The organism is Rhodoferax sp. EU05-FHT12H12, assembly GCF_058791215.1.
The window spans coordinates 201,649-227,737 of record NZ_JBYTDI010000001.1; the positions used below are offsets into that span (position 1 = coordinate 201,649).

General features: G+C 59.8%; 27 protein-coding genes. 25 read left to right on the forward strand and 2 right to left on the reverse strand.

Annotated features, from left to right (window positions below; all coding sequences use genetic code 11):
• Positions 1-95 precede the first annotated feature (95 nt).
• Both AC3WS7_RS00875 and yoaA read left to right on the forward strand, forming a co-directional pair.
• The gene (locus AC3WS7_RS00875) at positions 96-299 is read left to right on the forward strand and encodes a YdcH family protein (RefSeq protein WP_296470865.1); all 204 of its coding nucleotides are present in this window, start codon (positions 96-98) and stop codon (positions 297-299) included.
• A gap of 6 nt (positions 300-305) precedes the next feature.
• On the forward strand, positions 306-2,315 hold the full coding sequence (gene yoaA, locus AC3WS7_RS00880) for a DNA repair helicase YoaA (RefSeq protein ID WP_492655052.1): 2,010 nt from the start codon (positions 306-308) through the stop codon (positions 2,313-2,315).
• Here the strand turns inward: yoaA and AC3WS7_RS00885 are convergent.
• A complete protein-coding gene (locus tag AC3WS7_RS00885) occupies positions 2,269-3,075 on the reverse strand; it encodes an outer membrane protein assembly factor BamD (RefSeq protein WP_492655053.1) in 807 nt (268 codons plus the stop codon). The two genes, yoaA and AC3WS7_RS00885, sit on opposite strands and share 47 nt — an antisense overlap.
• 13 nt (positions 3,076-3,088) lie before the next feature.
• On the opposite strand from AC3WS7_RS00885, the gene AC3WS7_RS00890 reads away from it, so the two are divergent.
• The 23 genes from AC3WS7_RS00890 (at position 3,089) to AC3WS7_RS01000 (ending at position 24,970) form a co-directional block, all read left to right on the forward strand.
• Positions 3,089-4,120 carry an RluA family pseudouridine synthase gene (locus AC3WS7_RS00890; protein WP_492655054.1) on the forward strand — a complete coding sequence of 344 codons (1,032 nt, stop codon included), beginning with the start codon at positions 3,089-3,091 and terminating at the stop codon, positions 4,118-4,120.
• 116 nt (positions 4,121-4,236) lie between these two features.
• Complete coding sequence (scpB, locus tag AC3WS7_RS00895; RefSeq protein WP_492655055.1) at positions 4,237-4,908, forward strand: SMC-Scp complex subunit ScpB; 672 nt, start codon at positions 4,237-4,239, stop codon at positions 4,906-4,908.
• Positions 4,901-6,169, forward strand: a complete 1,269-nt coding sequence (locus tag AC3WS7_RS00900; protein ID WP_492655056.1) for a pseudouridine synthase — start codon at positions 4,901-4,903, stop codon at positions 6,167-6,169. Before scpB ends, AC3WS7_RS00900 begins: the two co-directional genes overlap by 8 nt.
• 68 nt (positions 6,170-6,237) lie before the next feature.
• Positions 6,238-6,663, forward strand: coding sequence for a nucleoside-diphosphate kinase (gene ndk / locus AC3WS7_RS00905; RefSeq protein ID WP_296470846.1), 426 nt, complete (start codon positions 6,238-6,240; stop codon positions 6,661-6,663).
• Positions 6,664-6,671: 8 nt separating this feature from the next.
• Positions 6,672-7,832, forward strand: a complete 1,161-nt coding sequence (gene rlmN, locus AC3WS7_RS00910; protein ID WP_492655057.1) for a dual-specificity RNA methyltransferase RlmN — start codon at positions 6,672-6,674, stop codon at positions 7,830-7,832.
• A complete protein-coding gene (pilW, locus tag AC3WS7_RS00915) occupies positions 7,825-8,652 on the forward strand; it encodes a type IV pilus biogenesis/stability protein PilW (protein ID WP_492655058.1) in 828 nt (275 codons plus the stop codon). The genes rlmN and pilW overlap by 8 nt, the downstream gene beginning before the upstream one ends.
• Entirely contained in the window at positions 8,645-9,574 is a 930-nt protein-coding gene (locus AC3WS7_RS00920; RefSeq protein WP_492655059.1) for a RodZ domain-containing protein, read from the forward strand. Before pilW ends, AC3WS7_RS00920 begins: the two co-directional genes overlap by 8 nt.
• On the forward strand, positions 9,574-10,842 hold the full coding sequence (ispG, locus tag AC3WS7_RS00925) for a flavodoxin-dependent (E)-4-hydroxy-3-methylbut-2-enyl-diphosphate synthase (protein WP_492655060.1): 1,269 nt from the start codon (positions 9,574-9,576) through the stop codon (positions 10,840-10,842). The genes AC3WS7_RS00920 and ispG overlap by 1 nt, the downstream gene beginning before the upstream one ends.
• An 11-nt stretch (positions 10,843-10,853) precedes the next feature.
• The gene (hisS, locus tag AC3WS7_RS00930; protein ID WP_492655061.1) at positions 10,854-12,179 is read left to right on the forward strand and encodes a histidine--tRNA ligase; all 1,326 of its coding nucleotides are present in this window, start codon (positions 10,854-10,856) and stop codon (positions 12,177-12,179) included.
• A 13-nt stretch (positions 12,180-12,192) separates the two neighbouring features.
• Positions 12,193-12,846 (forward strand): YfgM family protein, encoded by a 654-nt coding sequence (locus AC3WS7_RS00935; RefSeq protein WP_492655062.1) that lies wholly within the window; start codon positions 12,193-12,195, stop codon positions 12,844-12,846.
• Positions 12,847-12,872: 26 nt separating this feature from the next.
• On the forward strand, positions 12,873-13,982 hold the full coding sequence (gene bamB / locus AC3WS7_RS00940) for an outer membrane protein assembly factor BamB (protein ID WP_492655549.1): 1,110 nt from the start codon (positions 12,873-12,875) through the stop codon (positions 13,980-13,982).
• A 19-nt stretch (positions 13,983-14,001) separates the two neighbouring features.
• Entirely contained in the window at positions 14,002-15,345 is a 1,344-nt protein-coding gene (gene der, locus AC3WS7_RS00945) for a ribosome biogenesis GTPase Der (protein WP_296470827.1), read from the forward strand.
• 87 nt (positions 15,346-15,432) lie between these two features.
• Positions 15,433-15,678, forward strand: a complete 246-nt coding sequence (gene hfq, locus AC3WS7_RS00950) for an RNA chaperone Hfq (protein WP_492655063.1) — start codon at positions 15,433-15,435, stop codon at positions 15,676-15,678.
• Positions 15,679-15,732: 54 nt separating this feature from the next.
• Positions 15,733-16,905 carry a GTPase HflX gene (hflX, locus tag AC3WS7_RS00955; protein ID WP_296470821.1) on the forward strand — a complete coding sequence of 391 codons (1,173 nt, stop codon included), beginning with the start codon at positions 15,733-15,735 and terminating at the stop codon, positions 16,903-16,905.
• Between the two features lie 39 nt (positions 16,906-16,944).
• Entirely contained in the window at positions 16,945-18,318 is a 1,374-nt protein-coding gene (gene hflK / locus AC3WS7_RS00960; protein ID WP_492655064.1) for an FtsH protease activity modulator HflK, read from the forward strand.
• 9 nt (positions 18,319-18,327) lie between these two features.
• A complete protein-coding gene (hflC, locus tag AC3WS7_RS00965; RefSeq protein WP_296470816.1) occupies positions 18,328-19,230 on the forward strand; it encodes a protease modulator HflC in 903 nt (300 codons plus the stop codon).
• A 3-nt stretch (positions 19,231-19,233) separates the two neighbouring features.
• The gene (locus AC3WS7_RS00970) at positions 19,234-19,425 is read left to right on the forward strand and encodes a DUF2065 domain-containing protein (RefSeq protein WP_296470813.1); all 192 of its coding nucleotides are present in this window, start codon (positions 19,234-19,236) and stop codon (positions 19,423-19,425) included.
• Between the two features lie 54 nt (positions 19,426-19,479).
• On the forward strand, positions 19,480-20,628 hold the full coding sequence (locus tag AC3WS7_RS00975) for an ATP phosphoribosyltransferase regulatory subunit (RefSeq protein WP_492655065.1): 1,149 nt from the start codon (positions 19,480-19,482) through the stop codon (positions 20,626-20,628).
• A gap of 11 nt (positions 20,629-20,639) precedes the next feature.
• Complete coding sequence (locus AC3WS7_RS00980) at positions 20,640-22,016, forward strand: adenylosuccinate synthase (RefSeq protein WP_296470809.1); 1,377 nt, start codon at positions 20,640-20,642, stop codon at positions 22,014-22,016.
• Between the two features lie 77 nt (positions 22,017-22,093).
• A complete protein-coding gene (locus tag AC3WS7_RS00985; RefSeq protein WP_296470806.1) occupies positions 22,094-22,618 on the forward strand; it encodes a phosphoribosyltransferase in 525 nt (174 codons plus the stop codon).
• Positions 22,619-22,628: 10 nt separating this feature from the next.
• The gene (locus AC3WS7_RS00990; protein ID WP_492655066.1) at positions 22,629-23,834 is read left to right on the forward strand and encodes a PLP-dependent transferase; all 1,206 of its coding nucleotides are present in this window, start codon (positions 22,629-22,631) and stop codon (positions 23,832-23,834) included.
• 137 nt (positions 23,835-23,971) lie between these two features.
• On the forward strand, positions 23,972-24,778 hold the full coding sequence (locus tag AC3WS7_RS00995) for a DUF2189 domain-containing protein (RefSeq protein ID WP_296471304.1): 807 nt from the start codon (positions 23,972-23,974) through the stop codon (positions 24,776-24,778).
• A gap of 9 nt (positions 24,779-24,787) precedes the next feature.
• On the forward strand, positions 24,788-24,970 hold the full coding sequence (locus AC3WS7_RS01000) for a hypothetical protein (RefSeq protein ID WP_296470801.1): 183 nt from the start codon (positions 24,788-24,790) through the stop codon (positions 24,968-24,970).
• 58 nt (positions 24,971-25,028) lie between these two features.
• Here the strand turns inward: AC3WS7_RS01000 and mnmH are convergent, their stop codons facing one another.
• On the reverse strand, positions 25,029-26,084 hold the full coding sequence (gene mnmH / locus AC3WS7_RS01005; RefSeq protein ID WP_492655067.1) for a tRNA 2-selenouridine(34) synthase MnmH: 1,056 nt from the start codon (positions 26,082-26,084) through the stop codon (positions 25,029-25,031).
• Positions 26,085-26,089 lie beyond the last annotated feature (5 nt).

Below are 26,089 nucleotides of genomic sequence, written 5' to 3' on the forward strand. Positions count from 1 at the left end.
GGGGAATTAGTCCGGGGGATTCCAGTCCGGCCGTATTATCGAGTGGACGTTTTGCAAAACTGCGTCATTTAACCACGTACTCCCCCTATTTGCCCTTGGAAACGAATCACCACTCCCCGCCGCGGCGCCTGATTGAGTTGCGCATGGAACACAGTGATCTCGATGCACTGATAGACCGCGCCGATGCGGATGCCCCGACTGACGAGTTGATGATGCGCAGGCTCAAAAAGCGCCGACTCGCCCTGCGCGATGAGATCGCCCGTTTGCAGCATGCCTTGCAACCCGACGAGCCCGCTTGAGTTGTGATGCTGACCGATGCCGTAGCGCAGGCCTTGGAGGCGGAGGGTCCTCTCGCGCGGGCAGTCGACGGCTTCACGCCGCGGGAAGGCCAGCGCGCCATGGCCCAGGCCGTGGCTCAGACGATGGAGCAGGGCGGTGTGCTGGTAGTGGAGGCCGGCACCGGCATTGGCAAAACATTCGCCTACCTGCTGCCCGCTTTGCTCAGCGGCGGGCGCACCCTGCTGTCTACGGCGACCAAGGCCTTGCAGGACCAGTTATTTGGTCGCGATATTCCCCAACTGCTGTCCACTCTGGGCCTGCCATCGCGTGTGGCGCTGCTGAAGGGGCGTGCCAGTTACCTGTGCCTGAGCCGCCTGCAGCAGGCCCGGCATAGCGGTGTGTTGCCACGCCCTGCGGACTTGCGGGCTTTGGCGTCGGTGGAGCAATGGGCGCAGGTTACGCGCAGCGGCGATTTGGCCGAACTGTCGGTTCTGGACGAGCGGTCGCCTGTGATTCCGCTGGTCACTTCGACGCGCGACAACTGCACGGGCGCCAAGTGCCCAGAGTTTCAGGGTTGCCATGTGTACCGGGCCAGACGTGAGGCGATGGTGGCTGACGTGGTAGTGATCAACCACCATCTGTTTTTTGCCGACTGGAACATCCGCGAGTCCGGTGTGGCTGAGTTGCTGCCAACGGTAAATGCCGTAGTCTTTGACGAAGCGCACCAGCTCAACGAAATTGGTATCCAGTTTCTGGGCCATCAGTTAGGTACGGGCCAGTTGCTGGCCTGGGGCCGGGACCTGGTGACATTGGGCCTGCTGCATGCGCGCGGTTTTGCCGATTGGCAGGATTTGGCCATGCGTCTTGAAGGCGCATTGGCCGAGTGGCAACTGGTGTGCCAAGCCCCAGCTGCGCCGCAAACCCGTTTGCGTTGGGTCGGTGCCGCGCCGCAAGGAATTGCCCCCGCGCAGTGGCTGCAAGCCCTGGTGCAGGTGGACATCGCTTTGGTGGCCGCCACCGCAGCGGTGGCCAATGTGTCGGAAGGTGCAGAGGAGCTTGGGGCCTTGCATGCCAGGGCTCTGGTGTTGGCAGAGCGGCTGGCGCATTTCCGCCAGCCGCCACCCGAAGGCGGTGTGCGCTGGATTGAGAGTGGGCTGCGTTTGCGAATGCTGGAGTCGCCTTTGACGATTGCTGACGCGCTGCGTGAGCGGCTGGCGGACCGGGGCGACGCACAGGCCGGACCTGCGTGGGTATTTACATCGGCCACCCTGGGTCATGATTCCGGGCTGGCTTCGTTTGTGTCAGCGCATGGCTTGGATGGTGCGCGAGTGATGCAGCTTCAAAGCCCTTTTGATTACGCGCGGCAGGCCCGCCTCTATATTCCCGCGGCGTTTCCCAAACCTTCTGATCCGCACCATAGCGACCAGGTTGCGGAGCTGGTTGCGCAGGCCGGCAGTATCTTGGGTGGGCGCACGCTGGTGCTGACCACCACCTTGCGCGCCATGCGGCGTATTGTTCAGGTCTTGCGTGCCCACTTGCCAGCTGACGGCCCAGTAGAAGTGCTATTGCAGGGCGAGGCCCCCAAGCGGGAGTTATTGGCCCGTTTTACGGGGGCCGCCGCCACTGGCTACATATTGGTTGCCACCGGCTCGTTTTGGGAGGGCGTGGATGTGCCGGGTGATGCCCTGCAGATGGTGGTGATCGACAAAATTCCCTTTGCCCCCCCGGACGACCCGGTGGTGGAGGCGCGTTGTTTGCAACTGGAGGCAGAGGGGAAAAGTGCTTTCACCCATTACCAGGTCCCCCAGGCTGCCATGGCCCTCAAGCAGGGTGTGGGGCGCTTGATCCGCCGCGAGACGGACCGCGGCGTGCTGGTGATTTGTGATGTGCGGCTGTTGCAGATGGGTTATGGCCGAAGTTTGTTGGCCAGCCTGCCTGCCATGCCTCTATTGAGGCAGGAGAGTGAGTTTCAGCAGGCGCTACAGGCGCTTACCAAATCTTCCACCACGGATCCGTATTTGTCTTCTCTCCATTGAGCACGTAGTCGGACTGGGGGTAGTTCTTCTCCAGAATCCGCTTGGCATCGTCGCGCAGTTGTTCCATGCCCAGTGCGTCGTATGACTTGTAGAGGATGAACAGCGCCTCTTCAATGGCCGGTACATCGCGGTAATCAGTGACCGCCTGCTGGGCTCGGTTGGCTGCAGCAAGGTAGGCGCCGCGCTTGTAGTAGTAACGGGCCACATGCACTTCATATTGGGCCAGTGAACCCACGATGTAGGCCATGCGTTGGCGGGCATCGGGTGTGTAGCGTGATTCGGGGAAGCGTGTGCTCAATTCTCTAAAGGATTCAAACGATTCCTTTGCTGCTTTCTGGTCACGCTCCGACAGGTCTTGTTGCGTGATGGAGGAGAGCAGGCCCAGGTCGTCGTTGAAATTGATGATGCCTCTGAGGTAAATGGCGTAATCCAACGCGGGGCTGGCAGGGTGCAGTTTGACGAAACGATCCAGTGTCGCCAGGGCCTGTGCGGGCTCGGCTGCTTTGTAGTGGGCATAGGCTTTGTCGAGCTGGGCTTGTTGCGCCAATGGCGTACCGGCCGCACGGGCTTCCAGTTTTTCGAGCAAGGGAACCGCTTTATCCCATTGGGAGGATCCCATTTCGTCTTTGGCTTCAGCATACAGACGGTTGGGGCTCATGCCGGCCGTCTTGTCAATCGGGGCCGACGAACATCCGGCTACGACCAGCGATACGGCCGCCCATAGTGAGGCATAAACGACCGATAATTTCACACGCAGCATCTTGGGGACCTTCTTGAATCAGACCGGCGGAATTATATCGACGCACTCCATTGACACCGATTCGGAAGACGAGGTTCTGGATGGGGTCTCTGAAGTCGAACTCCGTCGTGTGGAGGTGAGCCCTGGTCAGCATGGCGAACGGATTGACCGCGCACTTGCCCAAGCTGCCGGCGAATTCTCCAGGAATTACCTGCAGCAGTTGATTGAGGAGGGGGCTGTATCTCTTAACGGTCATCCGGTGGGCAAGCCGGCGCAGCGGGTCAAGGCAGGTGACGTAATTGCAGTGGAATTGCGGCCTACCCAGCAGAGCCAGGCCTTCAAGGCCCAGCCCATGGAGTTGGCGGTAGTCTATGAAGATGCCCACGTACTGGTGATCAATAAACCTGCGGGTCTGGTCGTGCATCCGGCGCCCGGCAACTGGAGCGGAACCCTGCTCAACGGCTTGTTGGCCAGAGACCCCCAATTCGCCAGTGTTCCGAGGGCTGGCATTGTTCACCGTTTGGATAAAGACACCAGTGGTTTGATGGTCGTGGCTCGAACCCGGACGGCCATGGACGCCTTGGTCAAGGCCATTGCGGCCCGGGAAGTCAGTCGGCAGTACCTGGCTTTGGCACAACGTCCTTGGAAAGGGGCGGCGCAAGTGACAGTGGACAAGCCGATTGGCCGGGATCCACGCAACCGCCTGCGCATGGCTGTGGTGGATCTGTCGCAGTCCCCAGGCAAGCCAGCCCGCACCGATGTATTCTGGCAGGCCAATTCCGTGGCGGGTTGCTGGGTGCGTTGCGCTTTGCATACGGGGCGGACCCACCAAATCCGGGTGCACATGGCCTCGCTGGGGCATCCCTTGGTCGGCGATGCGTTGTACGGCGGCAGCCCGGAGCCCGGTATGAACCGGCAAGCCCTGCATGCATTTCGATTGGCTTTCCACCACCCGGTCACAGGGGTTTGGCAAGAATTCCATGCCGAACCAGCTGCTGATTTTCTGGCGCTGCTGGCCCTATGGGGGCTCAGCTACAATCCGGGTGCAGGTCCGGGAGGACACTGATAAGCCCGAGCTAGCCGCTTGTGGTCCGACACCCATGCGCTGACGACGCGCTGTTTGCCAACGACGATCGCTGTGATCGCTCAATTTGCTGGTGACTTTTTCGAAACGCCCTGACTATGAACATGGTCGATGCCAAGCGAGTCCTGGAGACCGCCCTGATGTGTGCCCAACAACCTCTGCCGCTGAAAAACATGCGGGAGTTGTTTGCGGATGCGATTGGTGTGGACTCCATCAAGCAGATGTTGGAAGATCTGCGCAATGACTGGGCCGGGCGTGGCATGGAGTTGGTGAGTGTTGCTACCGGCTGGCGCTTTCAGAGCCGCCCTGAAATGCGTGAGTTCCTGGATCGGTTGCACCCGGAAAAACCGCCCAAATACACGCGCGCCACGCTGGAAACGCTGGCCATCATTGCCTACCGGCAGCCCGTCACCCGTGGTGACATGGAAGATATCCGCGGGGTGACCATCAGCTCGTTGTTGATCAAACAACTGGAAGACCGTGGTTGGGTGGAAGTGATTGGTCACCGGGAGGCTCCCGGTCGACCGGCTTTGTTCGCCACCACCAAGCAGTTTCTGGACGATCTCGGTCTGGCATCCCTGGACCAGTTGCCTCTGTTGGAGCATCCCGCGCAGGCGGGTGACGCCTTGGAGGATCTGGCATCTGCCATGGAAGAGCCCGCCGTGGCGGCGCTCAGCCTGCCCACTGCAAACAACGCAGGACCCCAAATGACCATGTCCCTCGACGCACACATTACCCCTGAACCTGAAATGGGTCCCTCACATGAATGACGCCTCCGAACCCCTGCCTTCTGACGCTGCCGAGTTGCAGGCGAACGGTCCTGAAGCGGGAGTAAGCCCGGCACCAGCTGGGCAACCCGCCGTCGCTGGCGACAGCGCTGTGTACCGCTTTGAGGACGTGGTGTCTGGTCAATTTGATGCGGACGATGCCCTGGAGGCGCTGGCCCCCCCAAAGCGGGTGCTGCTGCCGCAGGCTGAAACCCCCAAGTTGCACAAGGTGCTGGCACAGTCGGGCATGGGCTCGCGCCTGGAGATGGAGCAACTCATTCTGGAGGGGCGCATTTCCGTCAACAACGAGCCGGCCCACATTGGTCAGCGCATCCAGTTTGGAGACAGCATCAAGGTCAACGGCAAGCCGATCCGCTACCGAATCGATCCACCGCCGCCCCGCGTGATTGCGTACCACAAGCCCGCAGGCGAGGTGGTGACCCATGATGATCCTCAGAACCGACCTACCGTATTCCGTAAGTTGCCCAAGTTGCAGCAAGGCAAGTGGCAGTCTGTCGGACGTCTGGACCTGAATACCGAAGGGCTCCTGCTCTTCACCAGCTCGGGTGAGCTGGCCAACAGCCTGATGCACCCGCGTTTTGGTCTGGAGCGTGAATACGCGGTGCGTGTGTTGGGGGCCTTGAACAAGGAAGAGAAGCAGGCTTTGCTGGATGGTGTTCAGCTTGACGACGGTATGGCGCAATTCGGTTCCATCGAAGAGGGCGGTGGAGAGGGGTCCAACTGCTGGTACCGGGTCACGATTTCCGAAGGCCGTAACCGCGAGGTGCGCCGCATGCTGGAGTCTGTAGGTCATGCTGTGAGCCGCCTGATCCGTATTCGCTACGGAGCCATGGTGCTGCCACGGGGGTTGAAGCGTGGTGCCTGGATGGAGCTGGATGACGGGGACATCCGTGCCCTGGCGCAAGCGGCGGGTACCGCGCGTCCCCGTGCCGACGGCCTTGCCGAGGGGGGGGGGCGTCCTGCCAAGGCACCTGGCAATCGTAATCCTGCCCGCGGCCGGTCAGCGGGTGGTCGGGGACCTTCTTATCCCAAAGCCAGTGCTGCTCCAGGTACGAATGCCGGGCGTGGTGCCGGTAGTCGCAAGGACAAACCAGCAGATCGCCAGGCAGGCGCCCAGCCCGACCCCATGAAAACGGCATTCGGCTATATCGGTGCAGACAGCTTTTCGCGTCAGCGCCAAGACGGCGCAGGCCGCCCCCGCGGCGGGCAAGGTGGGCAGCGTCGAGGCGGTCGAAACCGCTAATCACAGTGTAAAATCCAGCGCTTTGCCTCTGCTGGGGTAAATGTCTCTTCATTCATAACAGGAATCCTATGGCTATCGAACGCACACTCTCCATCATCAAGCCCGACGCAGTTGCCAAAAACGTAGTCGGTCAAATCTACGCCCGCTTTGAAGCGGCTGGCCTGAAGGTCGTGGCTGCACGCATGGCACACCTGTCCCGTGGTGAGGCAGAGGCGTTCTACGCAGTGCACAAAGCACGTCCTTTTTTCAAGGATCTGGTGGATTTCATGATCTCCGGTCCTGTGATGATCCAAGCCCTGGAAGGTGAAAACGCCATCCTGAAGAACCGTGACCTGATGGGTGCAACCGATCCCAAGAAGGCCGCTCCCGGCACCATTCGCGCTGACTTCGCCGATAGCATCGATGCCAATGCTGTGCACGGTTCTGACGCTGCTGAAACCGCTGCCGTCGAAATCGCGTTCTTCTTCGCTGGCATGAACGTTTACTCTCGCTAAGACATGCAATGACGGCCAATCTTCTTGAATTCGATCTTGAGGGATTGGCCGCCTTTTGTGAACGGCTCGGAGAAAAGCGTTTTCGGGCCACCCAGTTGTTTCGCTGGATTCACCAGAGAGGCGCCTCATCCTTTGATGACATGAGCGACCTTGCCAAGTCTTTGCGTGAAAAGCTGAAGACTTGTGCAGAAATGAAGCCGCTGGCTGTGATCACCCAGCACCTGTCGGGGGATGGCACCATCAAGTGGCTATTCGATGTTGGTGCCGGTGATGCGGTGGAAGCAGTCTTCATCCCTGAAGATGATCGTGGCACCTTGTGCATTTCTTCGCAAGCTGGTTGCGCCGTTGGATGCCGTTTTTGCTCTACCGGGCACCAGGGCTTTAGCCGGAACCTGACCACGGGTGAAATTATTGCGCAGTTGTGGTTTGCCGAGCATTTTTTGCGTAAGCACCTAGGTGTCAACCAGCGTGTCATTTCCAATGTGGTGATGATGGGCATGGGAGAGCCATTGCAGAACTATGCAGCCTTGGTCCCCGCGCTGCAAGTCATGCTCAATGACAACGCCTATGGGCTCTCACGTCGTCGGGTCACAGTTTCCACTTCGGGCGTGGTTCCCATGATGGATCGCCTGGGGGCAGATTGCCCGGTGGCTTTGGCCGTGTCTCTTCATGCCCCCAATGATGTTTTACGGGACAACTTGGTTCCCCTGAACCGCAAGTACCCCTTGGCAGAGTTGCTGGATGCATGCCGTCGCTATTTGGCATTTGCACCCCGGGACTTCATTACCTTTGAATACTGCATGCTCGATGGTGTCAACGACACGCCTGCGCATGCGCGAGAGCTGGTTGCGCTGGTGCGCCCCGCGGATGGGGCTGCTGTTTCCTGCAAGTTCAACCTGATTCCTTTCAATCCGTTTCCGGCCTCCGGTCTCAAGCGCTCCAGCGCAGCGCAGGTGCAAGCCTTCTCCAAGATTTTGAGTGACGCCGGCATTGTGACGACGGTGCGTAAAACACGGGGTGACGACATTGACGCGGCCTGTGGTCAGTTAGCTGGTGATGTTAAAGATCGGACTGACGTTGCGAAGCGCATTTCCAAGCAGCGAACCGTTATGCTCCAGCCGGTAATGGACATTGCTCGCACTGAGCCGACAAAGGGGACCGATGCCTGATTTGCTTTTTTCTGCCCGTTCACTGTGGCGCTGCCTGGTCGGCTCCGTGGTGCTCAGCGTCTTGGTGTCGGTGGTGGCGGGCTGTGCCTCCAGCGCGTCGCCCGCAGCGCCTGGAAGTGATTTACTGACCGAGTCGGACGAGACGTTGGCCCGCAAGCGCGCGCGTATCCGCCTGGAGCTGGCGGTGGGTTATTACAACAATGGGCAGACGACCATCGCGTTGGACGAATTGAAGCAATCGATTGCTGCAGATCCTACGCTGCTTGAGGCGCACAATTTACGCGGGCTTATTTACATGCGTTTGAATGATGCCTCTTTGGCGGAGGAGAGTTTTCGCAAAGCCCTGCAAATCAATCCACAGGCATCTTCGGTACAGCACAACCTAGGTTGGATGTTGTGTCAACAGGGTCGAATGGTCGAGTCGAATCGCCAATTCCTCGCCGCTATCGCGGAACCGAGTTATGTGGACAAGGCTAAATCCTGGATGACCATGGGTGTTTGTCAGGCCAAAGCTGGGCAAGCTGCGGAAGCGGAGGCCAGTTTGCAACGAGCGTATGAGCTGGACGCAAGCAGCCCCGTGACGGGGTACAACTTGGCACTCGTGTTGTTTCAGCGTGCTGAGTATGTGCGCTCACAGTTCTATATCCGCCGTATCAATAACGGCGATTTGGCCAACGCAGAGTCTTTGTGGTTGGGGATTAAGGTGGAACAACGGCTAGGTAATCGTGATGCCATTGCGCAGTTGGGTGCGCAGCTGCGCAAGCGGTTTCCACAGTCCAAAGAGCTAGGCCTGTTTGAACGTGGGGCATTCGATGAGTGAAGTCAGTTCTTTGCCTGTAATTGATTCGGCTGCGCCAGACGAGTCGCCAGTTCCTGCCACGGCTGGAGCGTTGTTGCGCGCTGCACGTGAGGCTGCCGGTCTGCATGTGGCTGCGTTGGCTGTGTCTATGAAGGTGCCGGTCAAGAAACTCGAAGCACTGGAGGCGGATCGTTTTGATTTGCTGCCAGATGCCGTTTTTGTTCGGGCGCTTGCATCCAGTGTGTGCCGTGCCCTTAAGGTAGACCCGGCGCCTGTGTTATCCAAATTGCCACACCAGCACGTGCCACGCTTGGGTGCCAGCGAAGGAGGCATCAATGCACCCTTTCATGCAGCAGGAGAAGGTCGTGCCCTGTCAGTGCCTGCTGCGCTCAGGCAACCGGCAGTCTTGGTCGTCATGCTCTTGTTGGTTGCAGCATTGGCCGTTCTTTTCTTCCCGGAGTGGCAGGCCGACGTGACGCCCGATGAGGTCTCTCTTCCTTCAGAGGCTGTGCAAGTGATGCCAGTTGCTCCAAACACGGTACCCGATCCTGCGCCATCGCTTGTTGTAGAGCCGGTTGCGCCGACAGTCGCGGTGGCTGCCTCGGAGCCAGTTGTATCGCTGGCACCTCCGCTCGCTGTAGTGGTACCAGTGGCGTCCGCGCCTGCGATCAGAGTTGCGAGTGCGCCTTTATCTGTTTCTGTTGTCGGGCAGCAAGTGGTGTTCCGTGTGAGGGGCCCTTCGTGGGTAGAGGTTACCGATGCCAAAGGCCAGGTGTTGATGCGCAGAAATTTGACGCAGGGTGATGAGACCGGCGTTTCTGGGGCACTGCCCCTGTCGGTGGTCGTCGGGCGTGCTGATGTTACCGATGTTGAGGTGAAGGGCAAGCCCTTCAGTCTTGCTGCGATTGCCAAAGACAATGTCGCGCGATTTGAGGTGAAGTAGTGCAAAACGTTTCTCCTATTCCGATCGTCAGCCCCCAATTACGGGACTCTTTGCAGGCCCGGGTGGTGTGGGGCGGTAACGTGGTGACCGTGGGCGGTGGTGCGCCAGTTCGCATCCAATCCATGACTAACACAGATACGGTGGATGCGATTGGTACAGCGATCCAGGTCAAGGAATTGGCATTGGCGGGCTCTGAAATGGTGCGCATTACCGTGAATACCCCCGAGGCGGCGCAGGCCGTGCCTTACATCCGTGAGCAGTTGGATCGCATGGGTATAGAGGTGCCGCTTGTGGGTGATTTTCACTACAACGGCCATCGACTGCTCAGCGAGTTTCCTGATTGCGCGCAGGCACTGTCCAAATACCGCATCAACCCAGGCAATGTGGGGAAGGGCGACAAGCGTGACAAGCAGTTTGGCCAAATGATTGAGGCCGCTGTGAAGTGGGACAAGGCGGTGCGCATTGGTGTGAACTGGGGCAGTTTGGACCAGGAGTTGTTGGCGTCTCTGATGGATGACAACAGCAAGCGCACCGTCCCTTGGGATGCCAAGCAGGTGATGTATGAGGCTCTGATTCTCTCTGCCTTGGAGTCCGCCGAACGTGCCCAAGAGATTGGCCTGTCTGCAGCGCAAATCATTCTCTCTTGTAAGGTCAGCGGCGTGCAGGACCTGATTGCGGTCTACCGGGCTTTGGCACAGCGTTCACGCTATGCTTTGCACTTGGGGCTGACCGAGGCAGGCATGGGTACCAAAGGCACAGTGGCATCCACTGCCGCATTGGCTGTTCTTTTGCAAGATGGTATAGGCGACACCATCCGTGTTTCCCTGACACCAGCCCCTGGTGAAGCACGGACACAGGAAGTCGTCGTTGCCTCCGAAATCTTGCAGTCCTTGGGTTTGCGCAAGTTTGTACCCAGTGTGACAGCCTGTCCGGGGTGTGGGCGCACGACCAGCACAACCTTTCAGGAACTCACCAAGCAGATTGATGACTTCCTGCGCGAAAAAATGCCGGTTTGGCGCTCAACCTATCCAGGTGTGGAAGGCCTCAAGGTCGCGGTGATGGGCTGTATCGTGAACGGTCCTGGTGAAAGTAAGCACGCAGATATCGGGATCAGTTTGCCCGGTACGGGAGAGGCCCCCGCCGCCCCGGTTTTTATTGATGGTGAAAAGCGCATGACGCTTCGCGGCGATGCGATTGCCGCTGAGTTCCAGACGGTGGTCGAAGACTACATTCGACAACGCTTTGCGCCGTCTTCCCACAACACTTGATTTGATTGCATATGGATGAGAAGGCAGTTCCGCGCAAGGCGGAAAAGTTGGTGGGCGTGAAGGGGATGAATGACATCCTGCCACCGGAGTCGGCGCGTTGGGAATGGTTCGAATCCATGGTGCGTACCTGCATGGCGCGTTATGCCTTCCGCAATATTCGCACACCGATTCTGGAGCACACGGCGCTGTTTGTGCGTGGTATCGGTGAGGTGACGGATATCGTGGAGAAGGAGATGTACTCCTTCGAAGACCGCTCCGACAAGCACGGGCAAGCAGAACATCTGAGCATGCGCCCTGAAGGAACCGCTGCCGTTGTGCGTGCAGTGGTGGAGAGCAATTTGCTCTATGACGGCGGCAAACGTTTGTTTTATATGGGGCCGATGTTTCGGCGCGAGAAGCCGCAACGTGGGCGTTACCGCCAGTTCCACCAAGTAGGTGTCGAAACCCTGGGTTTTGCCGGCCCGGATACCGATGCGGAAGTGATTTTGTTGGCCACTTCCTTGTGGAAAATGATTGGCCTGACGGATGTGCGCCTGGAGTTAAACAGTTTGGGACAACCCGCGGAGCGGGCACAACACCGCACGCAACTGATCGCCTATTTCGAAAAACACGTGGATCGGCTCGACGAAGACGCCAAGCGCAGATTACACAGCAACCCCTTGCGCATCCTCGATACCAAAAATCCGGCCATGCAGGACTTGGTCGCTGCCGCGCCACGTCTGTTGGACTTCCTTGGTGCCGAGTCTCTTGCGCACTTTGAGGGGCTCAAGGCGATCCTGGATCTCAACGGTATTGCTTACAGTATCAATCCGCGCCTGGTGCGTGGACTGGACTACTACAACCTGACCGTCTTTGAGTTTGTCACCGACCGCCTGGGCTCTCAAGGTACGGTGTGCGCTGGTGGCCGCTATGACGATCTGATTGTGCAGATCGGTGGCAAACCAACGCCCGCCGTGGGTTGGGCATTGGGTATCGAGCGCGTGCTCGAACTCTTGAAGGAGCAGGGTGTGCAAGTGCCCCTGCAGGTGCCACATGCCTATGCTGTGGTGCCCGATGCTTCTGCCATGCCTTATGTACTGCGCACATTGCAGCAACTGCGTGATGCGGGCGTGTGTGTGCAAATGCACGCCGCTGGCCCAGAGGGAATGGGTAGTTTCAAGTCACAGTTCAAGAAAGCGGATGCCAGTGGTGCTGCATTTGCCTTGGTGTTTGGCGCCGACGAGTTGGCGCTGGGGCAGGTCACGGTGAAGCATCTGCGCGATGGCGTGGGGGCTCAGAGCACGCAGCCGCTGGCCGACGTCGCGCAATGGGCGCCCAACCTACAATTCAACGCTTAAACGGATACCTTTTATGGCCAATCACCTCGACCTCGAAGAACAAGAACAACTCGATCAACTCAAGCATTTCTGGAATCAGTATGGCAATCTGATTACGGGGTTGCTGATTGTGGTGTTGGGAGCATTTGCCGCTTGGAACGGCTATCAGTATTGGCAAAAACGGACCGCAGTCCAGGCCTCTGCCATGTTCGAAGAAGTCGACAAAGTGCTGCGCAGCGGCGATTTGGTGCTGGCCGAGCGTGTGTTTGGCGACATGAAGGAGCGTTTTGGATCGACGGTGTATGCCCAGCAAGCAGGGTTGTCACTCGCCAAGTTGGCTTACCAGGGTGGCAAGGCCGATCTGGCCAGAGGTACCTTGGCTTGGGTAGGCGCCAGCCCAGCAGATGCTGCCTATGCGGCGATCGCCAAGCTACGTCTTGCCGGGATTCATATCGAAGCCAAGGAGTTTGATCTTGCTTCCAAAGTGCTGGGCGAGAGCTATCCTGCCTCGTTCTCTGCTTTGGTGTCGGACAAGAAGGGCGATTTGTTGATGGCCCAGGGTAAGGGAGCGGAAGCGATTGTCGAGTACCGAAAAGCTTGGGCAGGTCTGGATGCCCGTGCAGAGTATCGCCGCTTGGTGTCTGTGAAACTGGGCGCCTTGGGGGCCTCTGAAACGGCGGCCAATTGACCATGGTGTTGACTTTGTTGCGCCAAATGTCTCGTGGAGCCTGCGTTGTCTCGCTCGCGCTAGCGATCGTTGCTTGCTCCGGTCCGAGTAAACCGGTTCCCAAAGATCTGGGTGCCAATATTGGGCTGATTGGAGTCAAGGCGGTATGGTCCACCCAGGTGGGACCCTTGGACGGCGCGGTGCAGGCGAATGTGGTGGGGACTCAGGTGCTGTTGGCTTCGGCCAGTGGAACGGTGACCGCATTGCAAGGTGAGACCGGCCGTGTGGCCTGGCAGTTGGGTGTTGGTGCACCCTTGGTTTCTGGTGTGGGTAGCGACGGTCAGACCGCAGCTGTGGTGTCTGAGTCTGGCGAGTTGCTTGCCTTGTCTTCTGGCAAGGTGCTGTGGCGGCAGCGGTTGGGGGCCGTAAGTCTCACAACGCCCTTGGTTGCCGGCGCGCGCATTTTTACCTTGTCGGCAGATCGAACGGTCACTGCGTTTGATGCCGCGAGCGGTCAACGCCTTTGGCAATTGCAGCGGTCTTCAGATCCTTTGGTCCTGGGGCAGGCCGGTGTTCTGCTGGCGGTGGGAGACACCTTGGTGGTGGGCGTGGCGGGCCGTCTGTTGGGTCTGAACCCTTTGAACGGAGCTTCTCGGTGGGAAGTCCCTGTGGCAGTCAGCCGCGGAACGAATGAAGTGGAGCGCCTGGTTGACCTGGTGGCCGGCGTGAGCCGTATACAGAGCAATGTCTGTGTGCGCTCGTACCGGGCCGCCGTTGCCTGTGTGGACGCCAGCAAGGGCGCTGTGCTCTGGAATAAGGCCGCCGCCGGGACAACCGGTTTGGCCGGAGATGCTGAGTTTGTGTTCGGCACCGAAGCCGATAGCAAGCTGATGGCCTGGAGTCGCAGCTCAGGGGAGCGCCTCTGGGTGTCTGAGGCATTGCGCTGGCGCGACCTGGGTACCCCGCTTGCTGTGGGGCAGACCGTGGTGGTCGGTGACAGCTCGGGTCTGCTGCATTTCCTCTCGCGCACCGATGGCGCACCTATGGACCGAGCCAGTACGGACGGCTCTGCCATTGTGGGTGCCCCTGTGCTTGTTGGTAAGACATTGATTGCCGTTACGCAAAAGGGCGGCGTTTTTGCGTTCCGACCCGAATAAGTTTGAAGGGTCCTGAACCATGAAACCAGTTATTGCCTTGGTAGGCCGCCCCAATGTGGGCAAGTCCACGCTTTTTAATCGATTGACCAAGACGCGGGATGCGATTGTCGCGGACTATGCGGGCTTGACGCGGGACCGTCATTACGGCAACGGCAAGCAGGGCAAGCACGAATTTATCGTGATTGATACCGGCGGCTTTGAGCCTGACGCCAGCAGTGGTATCTACCGCGAAATGGCCAAACAGACACGCCAGGCAGTGGCCGAGGCGGACGTCGTGGTGTTCGTTGTGGATGCGCGGGGTGGTTTGTCGGCGCAAGACCATGACATTGGCAAATACCTCCGTAAATTGGGCAAACCCTGTCTGGTAATTGCCAATAAAGCCGAAGGCATGAAAGAGGGCGCACAACTGGTCGAGTTCTTTGAGCTGGGCTTGGGTGAAGTGTTCCCTGTGTCGGCTGCGCATGGCCAAGGCATTCGCTCGTTGGTGGACATGGCGCTGGATCGTTTGGGTTGGACCCTGCCGGATGAGCCCGATACCGTCGAAGACCCGTCGATCATCAAACTGGCCGTCGCGGGCCGTCCGAATGTGGGCAAATCCACGTTGATCAATACCTGGCTGGGCGAAGAACGCCTGGTGGCTTTTGACATGCCTGGCACGACCCGGGATGCCATCTCTGTGCCTTTTGAGCGTGGTGGTCAGCGCTTTGAACTGATCGACACTGCCGGTCTGCGGCGCAAGGGCCAAGTGTTTGAGGCCATCGAGAAATTTTCTGTCGTCAAGACGCTGCAGGCCATTGAGTCGGCCAGTGTGGTGCTGTTGCTCATCGATGCCACCCAGGGCGTCACCGACCAGGATGCCCATATCGCGGGTTACATCCTGGAGTCTGGGCGTGCCGTGGTCGTGGCCGTCAACAAATGGGATGCTGTGGATGACTACCAGCGTGAGCTGGTACGCCGATCGTTGGAAACCCGACTGGGCTTTCTCAAGTTTGCTGCCTTGCACATGATCTCGGCGCAGAAGCGCCAGGGTCTGGGGCCGGTCTGGGATTCGATTGCCCAGGCGCATCGCGCAGCCAATTGCAAAATGCCGACGCCCGTCCTGACCCGCTTGTTGTTGGAAGCGGTGCAGTTCCAGACCCCCAAAAAAAACGGTGCCTACCGTCCCAAGCTGCGCTACGCCCACCAGGGGGGCATGAATCCGCCCATCATCGTCATCCACGGCAACTCGCTGGAGCATGTGACCGAGGCCTACAAGCGCTTTCTGGAAGGGCGTTTCCGCAAGGAGTTCAACCTGATCGGTACCCCCTTGCGGATCGAAATGAAATCCTCCACCAACCCCTATGCCGACAAGGATGACCGCTAAGCACGTGGCAATGGGCCTGGGTCAGATCCGGGCTTACGCGGCTGTGGTATCGTCCAGCTTCATTCACTCTTGAACACGGAGAATATCGTGAGCAATAAAGGCCAACTTTTGCAAGACCCGTTCCTCAATGCTTTGCGCAGGGAACATGTGCCAGTGTCCATTTACTTGGTCAATGGCATCAAACTTCAGGGCCAGATTGAATCGTTTGACCAGTACGTGGTGCTCTTGCGCAACACCGTGACTCAGATGGTTTACAAACATGCCATTTCCACCATCGTCCCCGGACGTGCGGTGAACTTGGCCACGGCCCCCGAAGACAACGCCGCTGCGTGATGTGGTGGGGCTTGCGCCCCACCCACGCGCCTTTGGCCAGACGCCTTTCCCCATTTGACATCCAAAACGCCATCGATTGTTGCTCCCACCATTCTGGTCGGAGTCGACTTAGGTGTTCCCAACTTTGATGCCGAGCTTGAAGAGTTGGGCTTGTTGGCCCAAACGGCTGGTTTGACGCCGGTTGCCCGTATCACGTGCAAACGGCGTGCGCCCGATGCTGCCTTGTTTGTAGGGTCGGGCAAGGCCGATGAGATCAAGCTACTGGCACAGCAGCACGGTGCGACGGAAATTCTGTTTGACCAGAGTTTGAGCCCCGGTCAGCAACGCAATTTGGAGCGGCACCTGGAGTTGCCGGTCAATGACCGCACCTATCTGATTCTGGAAATTTTTGCCCAGCGTGCGCGCAGCCACGAGGGCAAGTTGCAGGTCGAGCTGGCACGTTTGCAATACCTTAGTACCCGCCTGGTTCGCCGTTGGTCGCACTTGGAACGCCAGACGGGTGGTGCTGGGGTGCGTGGCGGCCCGGGTGAAAAACAAATTGAGTTGGACCGTCGAATGATCGACGAGACCATCAAGCGCACCAAGGAGCGGCTCTCCAAGGTCAAGCGGCAACGTCAGACCCAACGCCGTCAGCGCGAGCGGCGCGATGCTTTCAATATTTCGCTGATTGGGTATACCAACGCGGGCAAGTCCACCTTGTTCAATGCACTGGTCAAGGCCCGTGCGTATGCAGCCGATCAGTTATTTGCCACCTTGGACACTACGACGCGCCAGCTCTACTTGGGTGACGCGCAGCGTACGGTGTCCTTGTCGGATACTGTGGGCTTCATCCGCGATTTGCCACATGGCCTCGTGGATGCCTTCCAGGCCACCCTGCAGGAGGCCATCGATGCCGACCTGTTGCTGCATGTGGTAGATGCATCCAATCCGAATTTCACCGAACAGATTGAGCAGGTGCAGGCGGTGTTGGCAGAAATTGGGGCCGATCAAATTCCACAGTTGTTGGTGTTCAACAAGGTGGATGCCTTGCCGCCTGAGTTGCAGCCACTGCGCATGGAAGATACCTACGATTTGCATGGGGTGCAAACCCCCCGTGTGTTTGTGAGCGCCCGTGAAAACTTGGGCTTGCCGCTTTTGCGCCAACATTTGGCGCTTGTGGCCAGTCAGGCTCCCGGCGCAAACCCGGTTGATGAGTATTCCCCTGAGCCCCATGGGGCCGGTTCGTAATTGGGCACAATCCCGAGCTGTTGTACGCGAGACAAAACCATGAAACTATCCCTGCCGAATCCTCCCAAGGTCACGTGGCCCCAGTGGATGCGCAATATGTTCAACCTGAATGACTCCCGGTGGGGCCGGGGAGACGATTCCTCTGCGCCCTCTGAGCGACCCGAAGGCGCTGCGCCAGAGAACGATCCTCCCAAGCCAGCGAACCCTCCCCACGCACAACCGGACCGCCGCGGTGCTGCGCAATCGGGCCCGCCCGACCTGGATGAGCTTTGGCGCGATTTCAGTCGCAAGTTGGGGGGCTTGTTTGGGGGCGGCTCCAGCCCCCGCGGTGGTAATGGCAACGGTTCCGGTGGCGGCTTTCAGCCCGACATGAAGAGCGCCGGCATCGGCGTGGGATTGATTCTGGGCGTCCTCGCCCTGATCTGGCTGGGCACGGGCTTCTTCATCGTGCAAGAAGGCCAACAAGCGGTGATCACCCAGTTTGGCAAATACAAATCCACGGTCAATGCGGGTTTCAATTGGCGCCTGCCTTACCCTATCGAGAAGCACGAGCTGGTGTTTGTGAGCCAGATCCGATCTGTGGACGTGGGTCGCGACACGGTGCTCAAGGCAACCGGGCTGAAAGAGTCCGCCATGTTGACGGAGGATGAAAACATCCTCGATATCAAGTTTGCCGTGCAATACCGCCTGAGCGATGCGCGTGCTTTCTTGTTCGAAAGCAAGAACCCCAACGACGCGGTGGTCCAAGCTGCCGAGACCGCCGTGCGCGAGGTGCTCGGCAAGATGAAAATGGATGCGGCCCTGTCGGAAGAGCGCGACCAGATTGCACCGCGCGTGCGAGTCCTCATGCAGACCATCCTGGACCGCTACAAGGTGGGTGTGGAAATCGTGGGAATCAACCTGCAGCAGGGCGGTGTGCGTCCGCCCGAGCAAGTGCAATCTTCGTTTGATGACGTGCTCAAGGCCGGTCAAGAGCGTGAGCGCGCCAAGAACGAGGCCGAGGCCTACGCCAACGACGTGGTGCCGCGCGCTGTGGGTTCCGCTTCTCGCCTGAAGGAAGAGGCCGACGCCTACAAGGCGCGTGTGGTTGCGCAAGCCCAAGGTGATGCGCAACGTTTCCGATCGGTGTTTGCCGAGTACCAGAAGGCCCCCCAGGTTACTCGCGACCGCATGTACCTGGACACCATGCAGCAAATTTATGGCAACGTGACCAAGGTGCTGGTGGAGTCCCGACAGGGCAATAGCATGTTGTATTTGCCGCTGGACAAGATTCTTCAGATGAATGCAGCCCCTGCTGCAGACGCACCAGTGCCTTCCGCCGCCATCCCGCCGGCAGCACCTGCGGCCCCTCTCATGAACAACGATGCCCGCAGCCGTGACGCTGCCCGCTCGCGCGAGCGCGATTCCCGCTAGGACCCGACCATGAACCGCATTGGATTTATTCTCTCTTCACTGTTGGTGCTGCTGGCATTGGCCAGCTCCACCTTGTTTGTGGTGGACCAGCGCCAGTTTGGTGTGGTCTATGCCTTGGGTCAGATCAAGGAAGTGATCACCGAGCCTGGTTTGAACTTCAAACTGCCGCCACCATTTCAAAACGTTTCCTACATTGATAAGCGCCTGTTGACCCTCGACAGCACCGATGCCGAACCCATGCTGACGGCCGAGAAGCAGCGCGTGGTGATTGACTGGTATGTGCGTTGGCGCATCTCCGAGCCCAGCGAATACATCCGCAACGTGGGATTGAACGAGAGTGCGGGTGCCCAGCAGTTAAACCGTGTCGTGCGAAATGCCTTCCAGGAAGAGATCAACAAACGTACCGTGAAGGAACTGCTCTCGCTCAAACGTGAGGCGCTGATGGCCGATGTGAAGGCCGAGGTGCTGGACAAGGTGCGCGGTGCCAAGCCTTGGGGCGTGGATGTGGTGGATGTGCGCATCACCCGTGTGGACTATGTGGAGGCGATCACCGAATCGGTCTACCGCCGCATGGAGGCCGAACGCAAACGCGTTGCCAACGAACTGCGCTCTACCGGCGGTGCTGAAGGCGAAAAAATCCGTGCCGATGCGGACCGTCAGCGTGAAATTACCATTGCCAATGCCTACCGTGATGCCCAGAAGATCAAAGGCGAGGGGGATGCCGAAGCTGCGCGTATTTACGCTGAAGCCTTTGGCAAAGACCCCCAGTTTGCCCAGTTCTACCGCAGCCTGGAAGCCTACAAATCCAGCTTTGCCAACAAGAGTGATGTGATGGTGCTGGACCCTTCGTCCTCGGAATTCTTCAAGGTGTTTCGCAACGGTGGCAGCGGTGCCGGTGCTGCCAAGAAGTAAACCTTGAGCGCCGATACCCTGTGGGTGGCGCTAGCCCTGGTGTTGGTGGTGGAAGGGCTTTTCCCCTTTCTCTCGCCCACCGGGTGGCGGCGCATGTTCACCCAGCTGCTGCAACTCCAAGATGGCCAGATCCGCTTTTTCGGTTTGGCTAGCATCTTGTTGGGCTTGTTGTCGATTTGGTGGCTGCTGCCCTGAAAACCGGGCCCCAAGCCCGGTAAAATCGCTGTTTTAACAGCCCCCTCCAATTCCATGTCTGCTTGGGTCCTGCCGGATCACATTGCCGATGTGCTGCCGTCTGAAGCGCGCCACATCGAAGAAATACGTCGAGACCTGCTGGACATGGCGCGCTGCTATGGCTACGAGTTGGTCATGCCGCCCTTGCTGGAACACCTGGAGTCTTTGCTCTCGGGTACCGGTGAGGCGCTCGATTTGCAAACCTTTAAATTGGTGGACCAGCTCTCGGGCCGCATGATGGGCCTGCGGGCCGACAGCACACCCCAGGTTGCTCGCATCGACGCCCATTTGCTCAACCGCCGTGGGGTGACCCGCCTGTGTTACTGCGGCCCTGTGCTGCACACGCGGCCCGCCGTTCCGCACGCCACGCGTGAGCCTTTGCAGTTCGGCGCCGAAATTTACGGCCACTCCGGGCTGGAGGCTGATCTCGAAATCCTGACCCTCGCGCTGGACGCCTTGAAGTCGGCCCAAGTCGGTGCAATCACCGTAGACTTGGCCGACGCCCGCATCGTGGACGCCTTGCTGGCTCCGTCGGGCCTGAGTGCGGCCCAGCAGGTGCTGGTGCATGCTGCACTGGCTGCCAAGGATCGCAGTGAACTGGCCCAGCTTGTACAAAACTGTCCCCCGGCTACCGCCCAAGGTTTGCTGGCATTGGTGGATTTGTATGGCGACGTCTCGGTGTTGGCGCTAGCCAAACAGGCTTTGCCGGATGTGCCTCAAATTCGGGAGGCGCTGGCGAACCTGGAATGGCTGGCTGGTCATCTGGATGGCGTGCACGTTTCCTTTGACCTGGCTGATTTGCGTGGCTATGCCTACTACACAGGCGCGCGCTTTTCGGTGTTTGCGGCTGGCGCCAGCGATGCGTTGGCGCGCGGTGGCCGTTACGACGAGGTGGGCTCGGTGTTTGGCCGCAAGCGTCCGGCCGTGGGTTTCAGCCTCGATGTGAAGGTACTGGCCACCGCCGCGGCGGTGCGCCCTCTGCGGGCGGCGGTGCGTGCGCCTTGGGGAGAGGCACCCGCCTTGCGCGCTGCCATTGCGCAGTTGCGCCAGCAGGGCGAAACCGTGGTGTGTGTGCTGCCAGGGCATGAGAGTGAAGTCGATGAGTTTCAGTGCGACCGCGAATTGGTGCAAGCCGCCGGTCAGTGGGTCGTAACAGCAATTTAAAGCAGAGCGAAATGAATACAACCAAAGGTCGAAATGTAGTGGTCGTGGGCACCCAGTGGGGCGACGAGGGCAAGGGCAAACTGGTCGATTGGCTCACCGAAAGCGCGCAGGGCGTGGTGCGCTTCCAGGGCGGCCACAACGCGGGCCACACCTTGGTCATCAATGGCGTCAAAACCGCCTTGCACCTGATTCCCAGCGGCATCATGCGCCCTGGTGTGAAGTGCTACATCGGCAACGGTGTGGTGCTGTCGGCGGCCAAGCTGTTCGAAGAAATCGAAGGCCTCGAAAAAGTCGGTGTGGAGCTGCGCTCGCGCCTGCGCATCAGCGAAGCGTGCCCCCTGATCCTGCCGTTCCACGCCGCGCTCGACGTCGCCCGCGAGGCCTTCCGCGAAAAAGGCGGCACCGCCAAGATCGGCACCACCGGCCGCGGCATTGGCCCGGCCTACGAAGACAAGATTGCCCGCCGCGCACTGCGTGTGCAGGACCTGAAATACCCTGAGCGTTTTGCCGCCAAGCTGCGTGAGCTGTTGGACCTGCACAACCACGTGCTGACCAGCTACCTGGGTTCTGCTGCGTTTGACTTCGGCCCCACACTGGCGCCCTACATGAAGGACGGCCAGGTCCAGTTCGAGGCTGTGTACGCCGAAGCCATGCGCCACGCCGAGCTGCTCAAGCCCATGATGGCTGACGTGTCGCGCGAGCTGAACGAAGCCAACCTGCATGGTGCCAACCTGCTGTTTGAAGGCGCACAAGGCACGCTGCTGGATGTGGACCATGGCACCTACCCCTATGTGACATCGAGCAACTGCGTGGCTGGCAATGCCGCCGCGGGTTCGGGCGTGGGCCCCGGTATGCTGCACTACATCCTGGGCATTACCAAGGCCTACTGCACCCGCGTCGGTGGTGGCCCATTCCCCACTGAATTGGATTGGGAAGTGGAAGGCACACCCGGCTACCACATGAGCACTGTGGGCGCCGAAAAGGGAGTGACCACCGGCCGCTCACGCCGCTGTGGCTGGTTTGACGCCGCGCTGCTCAAGCGCTCGGCCCAGGTCAATGGCCTGTCCGGCCTGTGCATCACCAAGCTCGACGTGCTCGACGGTCTGAAGGAATTGTTGCTGTGCACCGGCTACGAGCTGGACGGTGAAGTGGTTGACATTCTGCCCATGGGCGCCGATGACATTTCGCGCTGCAAGCCCATCTACGAAACCATGGAAGGCTGGAGCGACAGCACCGTGGGCGTGACGCAATACGACAAGCTGCCCGTGGCTGCGCGCCTCTACCTGCAACGTATTGAGCAGGTTACCGGCGTGCCTATTCACATGGTGTCCACCAGCCCGGACCGTGACCACACCATCATGATGCGCCACCCCTACCTGGCCGAGTGATGCGCCGTTTTTAAGTCAAATAGCCCTCTAGCCCCCGTGAATATTGCGCAAGCAGCTATAAATTTAGGAGTATTCTGATGTTGACAGAAGACGGCAAACACCTCTACGTGAGCTACGACGAGTACCACAACCTGATCGAAAAACTGGCGATCAAGATTTTCCAGTCGGGTTGGGAGTTCGACACCATCCTGTGTCTGGCCCGTGGCGGCATGCGCCCCGGTGACATTCTGTCGCGCGTATTCGACAAGCCGCTGGCCATCATGTCCACCAGCTCCTACCGTGCCGAAGCCGGCACGCAGCAGGGCAACCTGGATATTGCCCGCTTCATCACCACCCCCAAGGGCGAGATTGCCGGGCGCGTGCTGCTGGTGGATGACCTGGCGGATTCGGGCCACACGCTCCAGGCCGTGATCCACCAACTGAAAAACAATTACAAGCCGATCACCGAGCTGCGCAGCGCCGTCATCTGGACCAAGGCAGTTTCCGTTTTCACCCCTGACTACTCGGTCGAATTCCTGCCCACCAATCCCTGGATTCACCAGCCTTTTGAGGGCTATGACTCGCTGCGCCCGCAACAACTGATCCAGAAATGGTCGGTGTGAGGTCGCTTTGATGACGCATCCCATCACAGGCCTTATCCACCACCCCTACGTTTCGCCAGAAGGCTTTGAGGCACCGCAGCTCGGTGTTTTCAAGGCTTCGACCGTCTTTTTCCCCACCGTGGCCGCCATGCGCAGCCGCGAATGGAAGGACAAGACGGCGTACACCTACGGTCTGCACGGCACACCCACCAGCTATGCGCTGGAAGAGCGCCTGGCCACGCTGGAAGGTGGCAAACAATGCCTGTTGGTGCCCAGTGGCCTGGCGGCACTGGGTTTGGTGGCCTTGTCCCTGCTCAAGAGTGGCGACGAAGTGCTGCTGCCCGACAACGTGTACGGCCCCAACAAGTCCCTGGTCGAAGGCGAGCTCATGGGCTGGGGCATTACCCACCAGTACTACAACCCCATGGACCCCGAGGACCTGGAGGCGCAAATCTCCAGCCGCACCAAGCTGGTCTGGCTCGAGGCTGCGGGTTCAGTCTCGCTGGAGTTTCCCAATTTGGTGGAAATGGTGCGCATCTGCCAGCGCCGCAAGGTGCTCACCGCACTGGACAACACCTGGGGCGCAGGCCTGGCCTTTGGCCCGTTTGACCTGGTGCCCGGCGCCAGCCCGGCGGTGGGTGTGGATGTGTCGGCCCATGCGCTGACCAAATACCCCAGCGGTGGTGGCGATGTGCTCATGGGCAGCGTCATCACGCGCGACGCGGGCCTGCACCTCAAGCTCAAGCTCACCCACATGCGCTTTGGCATTGGCGTGGGCATGAACGATGTAGAGCTGGTGCTGCGCTCCCTGCCCAGCATCGCTCTGCGCTACCGAGCCCATGATGCGGCCACGCGCACCTTGGCGGCTTGGGCGCAGACCCAGCCCGAGTTTGTGCAGGTGCTGCACCCGGCGCTGGAAGAATCGCCCGGACATGCGCACTGGAAAGCCCTGTGTGGTGGTGCGGAAGGCACGGCCGCCGGTCTGTTCAGCGTGATTTTGGACAAGCGCTTCACCCAGGCGCAGACCGATGCCTTCTGTGACGCGCTCAGGCTCTTCCGGCTGGGCTATAGCTGGGGCGGCCCCATCAGCCTGGTGGTGCCCTACGAGCTGGAAACCATGCGCTCCGGCTGGCCCGCACATTTGCTGCCTGGCACATTGGTGCGTTTCTCCATTGGGCTGGAGGATGTGGCCGACCTGCAGGCCGATATTGCGCAAGCGCTGAACGCGCTGCGCTGATCCAACCAGGCGCAGATGCCGGGTGTTGGCCTGGCATCTGCGTGTTTTCCTCAGTAGGCAAGGGGAGGCAGCCACTTTAAGCTGTGGCCATGCAGTCCTCAAACCCGCAAGAGTCTCCGGAGCAAGCCCTCCCAGTGATGGCCGAGCCCTACGTGCCCCCGCCTTCGGAAGCACCGCGCAAAACCATTGTTCCCCTTGGATGGGGGCAGCCCATTGTTTGGCTGCGCAAAGGTGCGGCCGACATGCTGGCCCATCCCGGCATTGCTGCCTTTTACGGGCTCGCGTTTTGCCTTATGGCGGTGGTGCTGGCCGCGGTGTTCCGTTCCAAACCCGAATACACCATGTCGATTGCCTCCGGCTGTCTGCTGGTGGGGCCGTTTTTGGCCATGGGTCTGTATGAAGTGAGCCGTCGGCGGGAGCTGGGCATTGCGCCCGAACTAGGGGCGTCGGTCACCTGCTGGGACCGCCACCTTGGCAGCATGGGCTTGCTGGTTTTGGTGCTGGTGGTGCTGGAGTTGTTGTGGGGCAGGGCGTCACTGGTGGTGTTTGCGGTGTTCTTCAACACCGGCATGCCATCGACCACCGGGGTGCTGCAAGCGGTGTTCAACCCGCAGAACTGGGAGTTTGTGGCCGCCTATGCCGCGGTGGGCGGCGCGTTTGCCATGCTGGTGTTTTCTACCGCCGTGGTGTCCATTCCCATGATTCTGGACCGCGACACCGACGCCATTTCTGCCGCCATCACCAGCCTGGAGGTGGTGTTTCACAACACCGGGGTGATGGTGCTGTGGGGCCTGCTGCTGACCGCGCTGGTGGTGCTTGGCATGCTGCTGCCCTGGAGTCTGGGCCTGCTGGTGGTGGGGCCCTGGCTGGGGCACGCCAGCTGGCACGCCTACCGTGGCGCCGTGCAGTGGCCCGGAGATGTTACAGTTGCCCCCATACATTGAAAGCACATCTTGGCAACACCCAATTACGGTTACGAAAAGCGTCAGAAAGAACTGGCCAAGCGAAAGAAAAAAGAAGAAAAGCTCAAGAGCAAGGCCGAGCGCAAACTGACGGGTGACGCTCCCGAAAATGACGAGACAGATGCAGAACCCGGCACGCCCGCAGAAGGCGACGCCGCTGGTGAAGCCTCCTGAGCCGCCTGCATTGAGCGGCTACGGCCTTTAGCGCCGCTCCACCCAACCTCCTGATTTGTTAGGGCGCCAAGAGCGCCCGCGCCAGCTCGCGCATCGCGTCTACCGATCGATCGCTGGCGGTGATGCCGCGTGCCATGCCGAATTGACGGAAGTTGTTCTGCATGGACTTGAGGTAACTCGGGTCGTAGTGCTGCGTCAGCAGGTCTTGCACCACGGGGCGGAAGTCGCCAGCCGCCACCAGGTCTTTCCAGCCCTGTACCACCACCTTGCCACGAAACTCGGCCATCACATCCAGCCGGTGGCAGAAGTAGGCCGTGTCCTGCACCAGGTGGTTGTAGTCCTCCAGCAGCAGGGCGATGCGCTCTTCCGTGGGCAGGCTCAGCTGTAGGCAGGGACTCGCGTGCATGCGTTCCACCAGGGCCGTAGGCAGTGTCAGGTTGCCAATCTTTTTGCTTTCACTCTCCACGTACACGGGGCGTGCGGTGTCGAATGTGCGCAGTGTTTCCCACACCAGGGTGTCAAAACGCTTTTGGGTCGGCTGGGGCAGGCCTGGCACCGCACCCAAGAGCGAGCTGCGGTGGTTGGCCAGGCCTTCCAGGTCCAGCACCTGCGCGCCTTCGGCAGCCAGGGCATGCAGCAGCCGTGTTTTGCCACAGCCTGTGGTGCCGCACACCACCTCAAACTGCAGGCGTTGGACCTGTAGCACGGTGTCTTCCAGCATGGCGGCGCGAAAGGCTTTGTAGCCGCCTTGCACCAATGTGACCTTGAAGCCAATCTGGTCCAGCACCAGGCTGAGCGAGCCGCTGCGCTGGCCGCCGCGCCAGCAATACGCCAACGGGGCCCAGTGTTTGGGTTTGTCCATCGCGTGGGCCTCAATGTTGCTGGCAATGTTGCGCGCCGCCAGCACGCCCCCCAGCTTGCGCGCCTCAAATGGGCTGACCTGCTTGTACATGGTGCCCACGGTCACGCGCTCCTCATCGTGCAGCGTGGGCCAGTTCTGTGCGCCGGGCAGGTGGTCCAGCGCGAATTCACCCTCGCTGCGTGCGTCAATCACCGCGTCAAACTGGTCCAGTTGGGCCAGGGCCTGGGCAGCGGCCATCAGTTTCAAACTCATAGGGG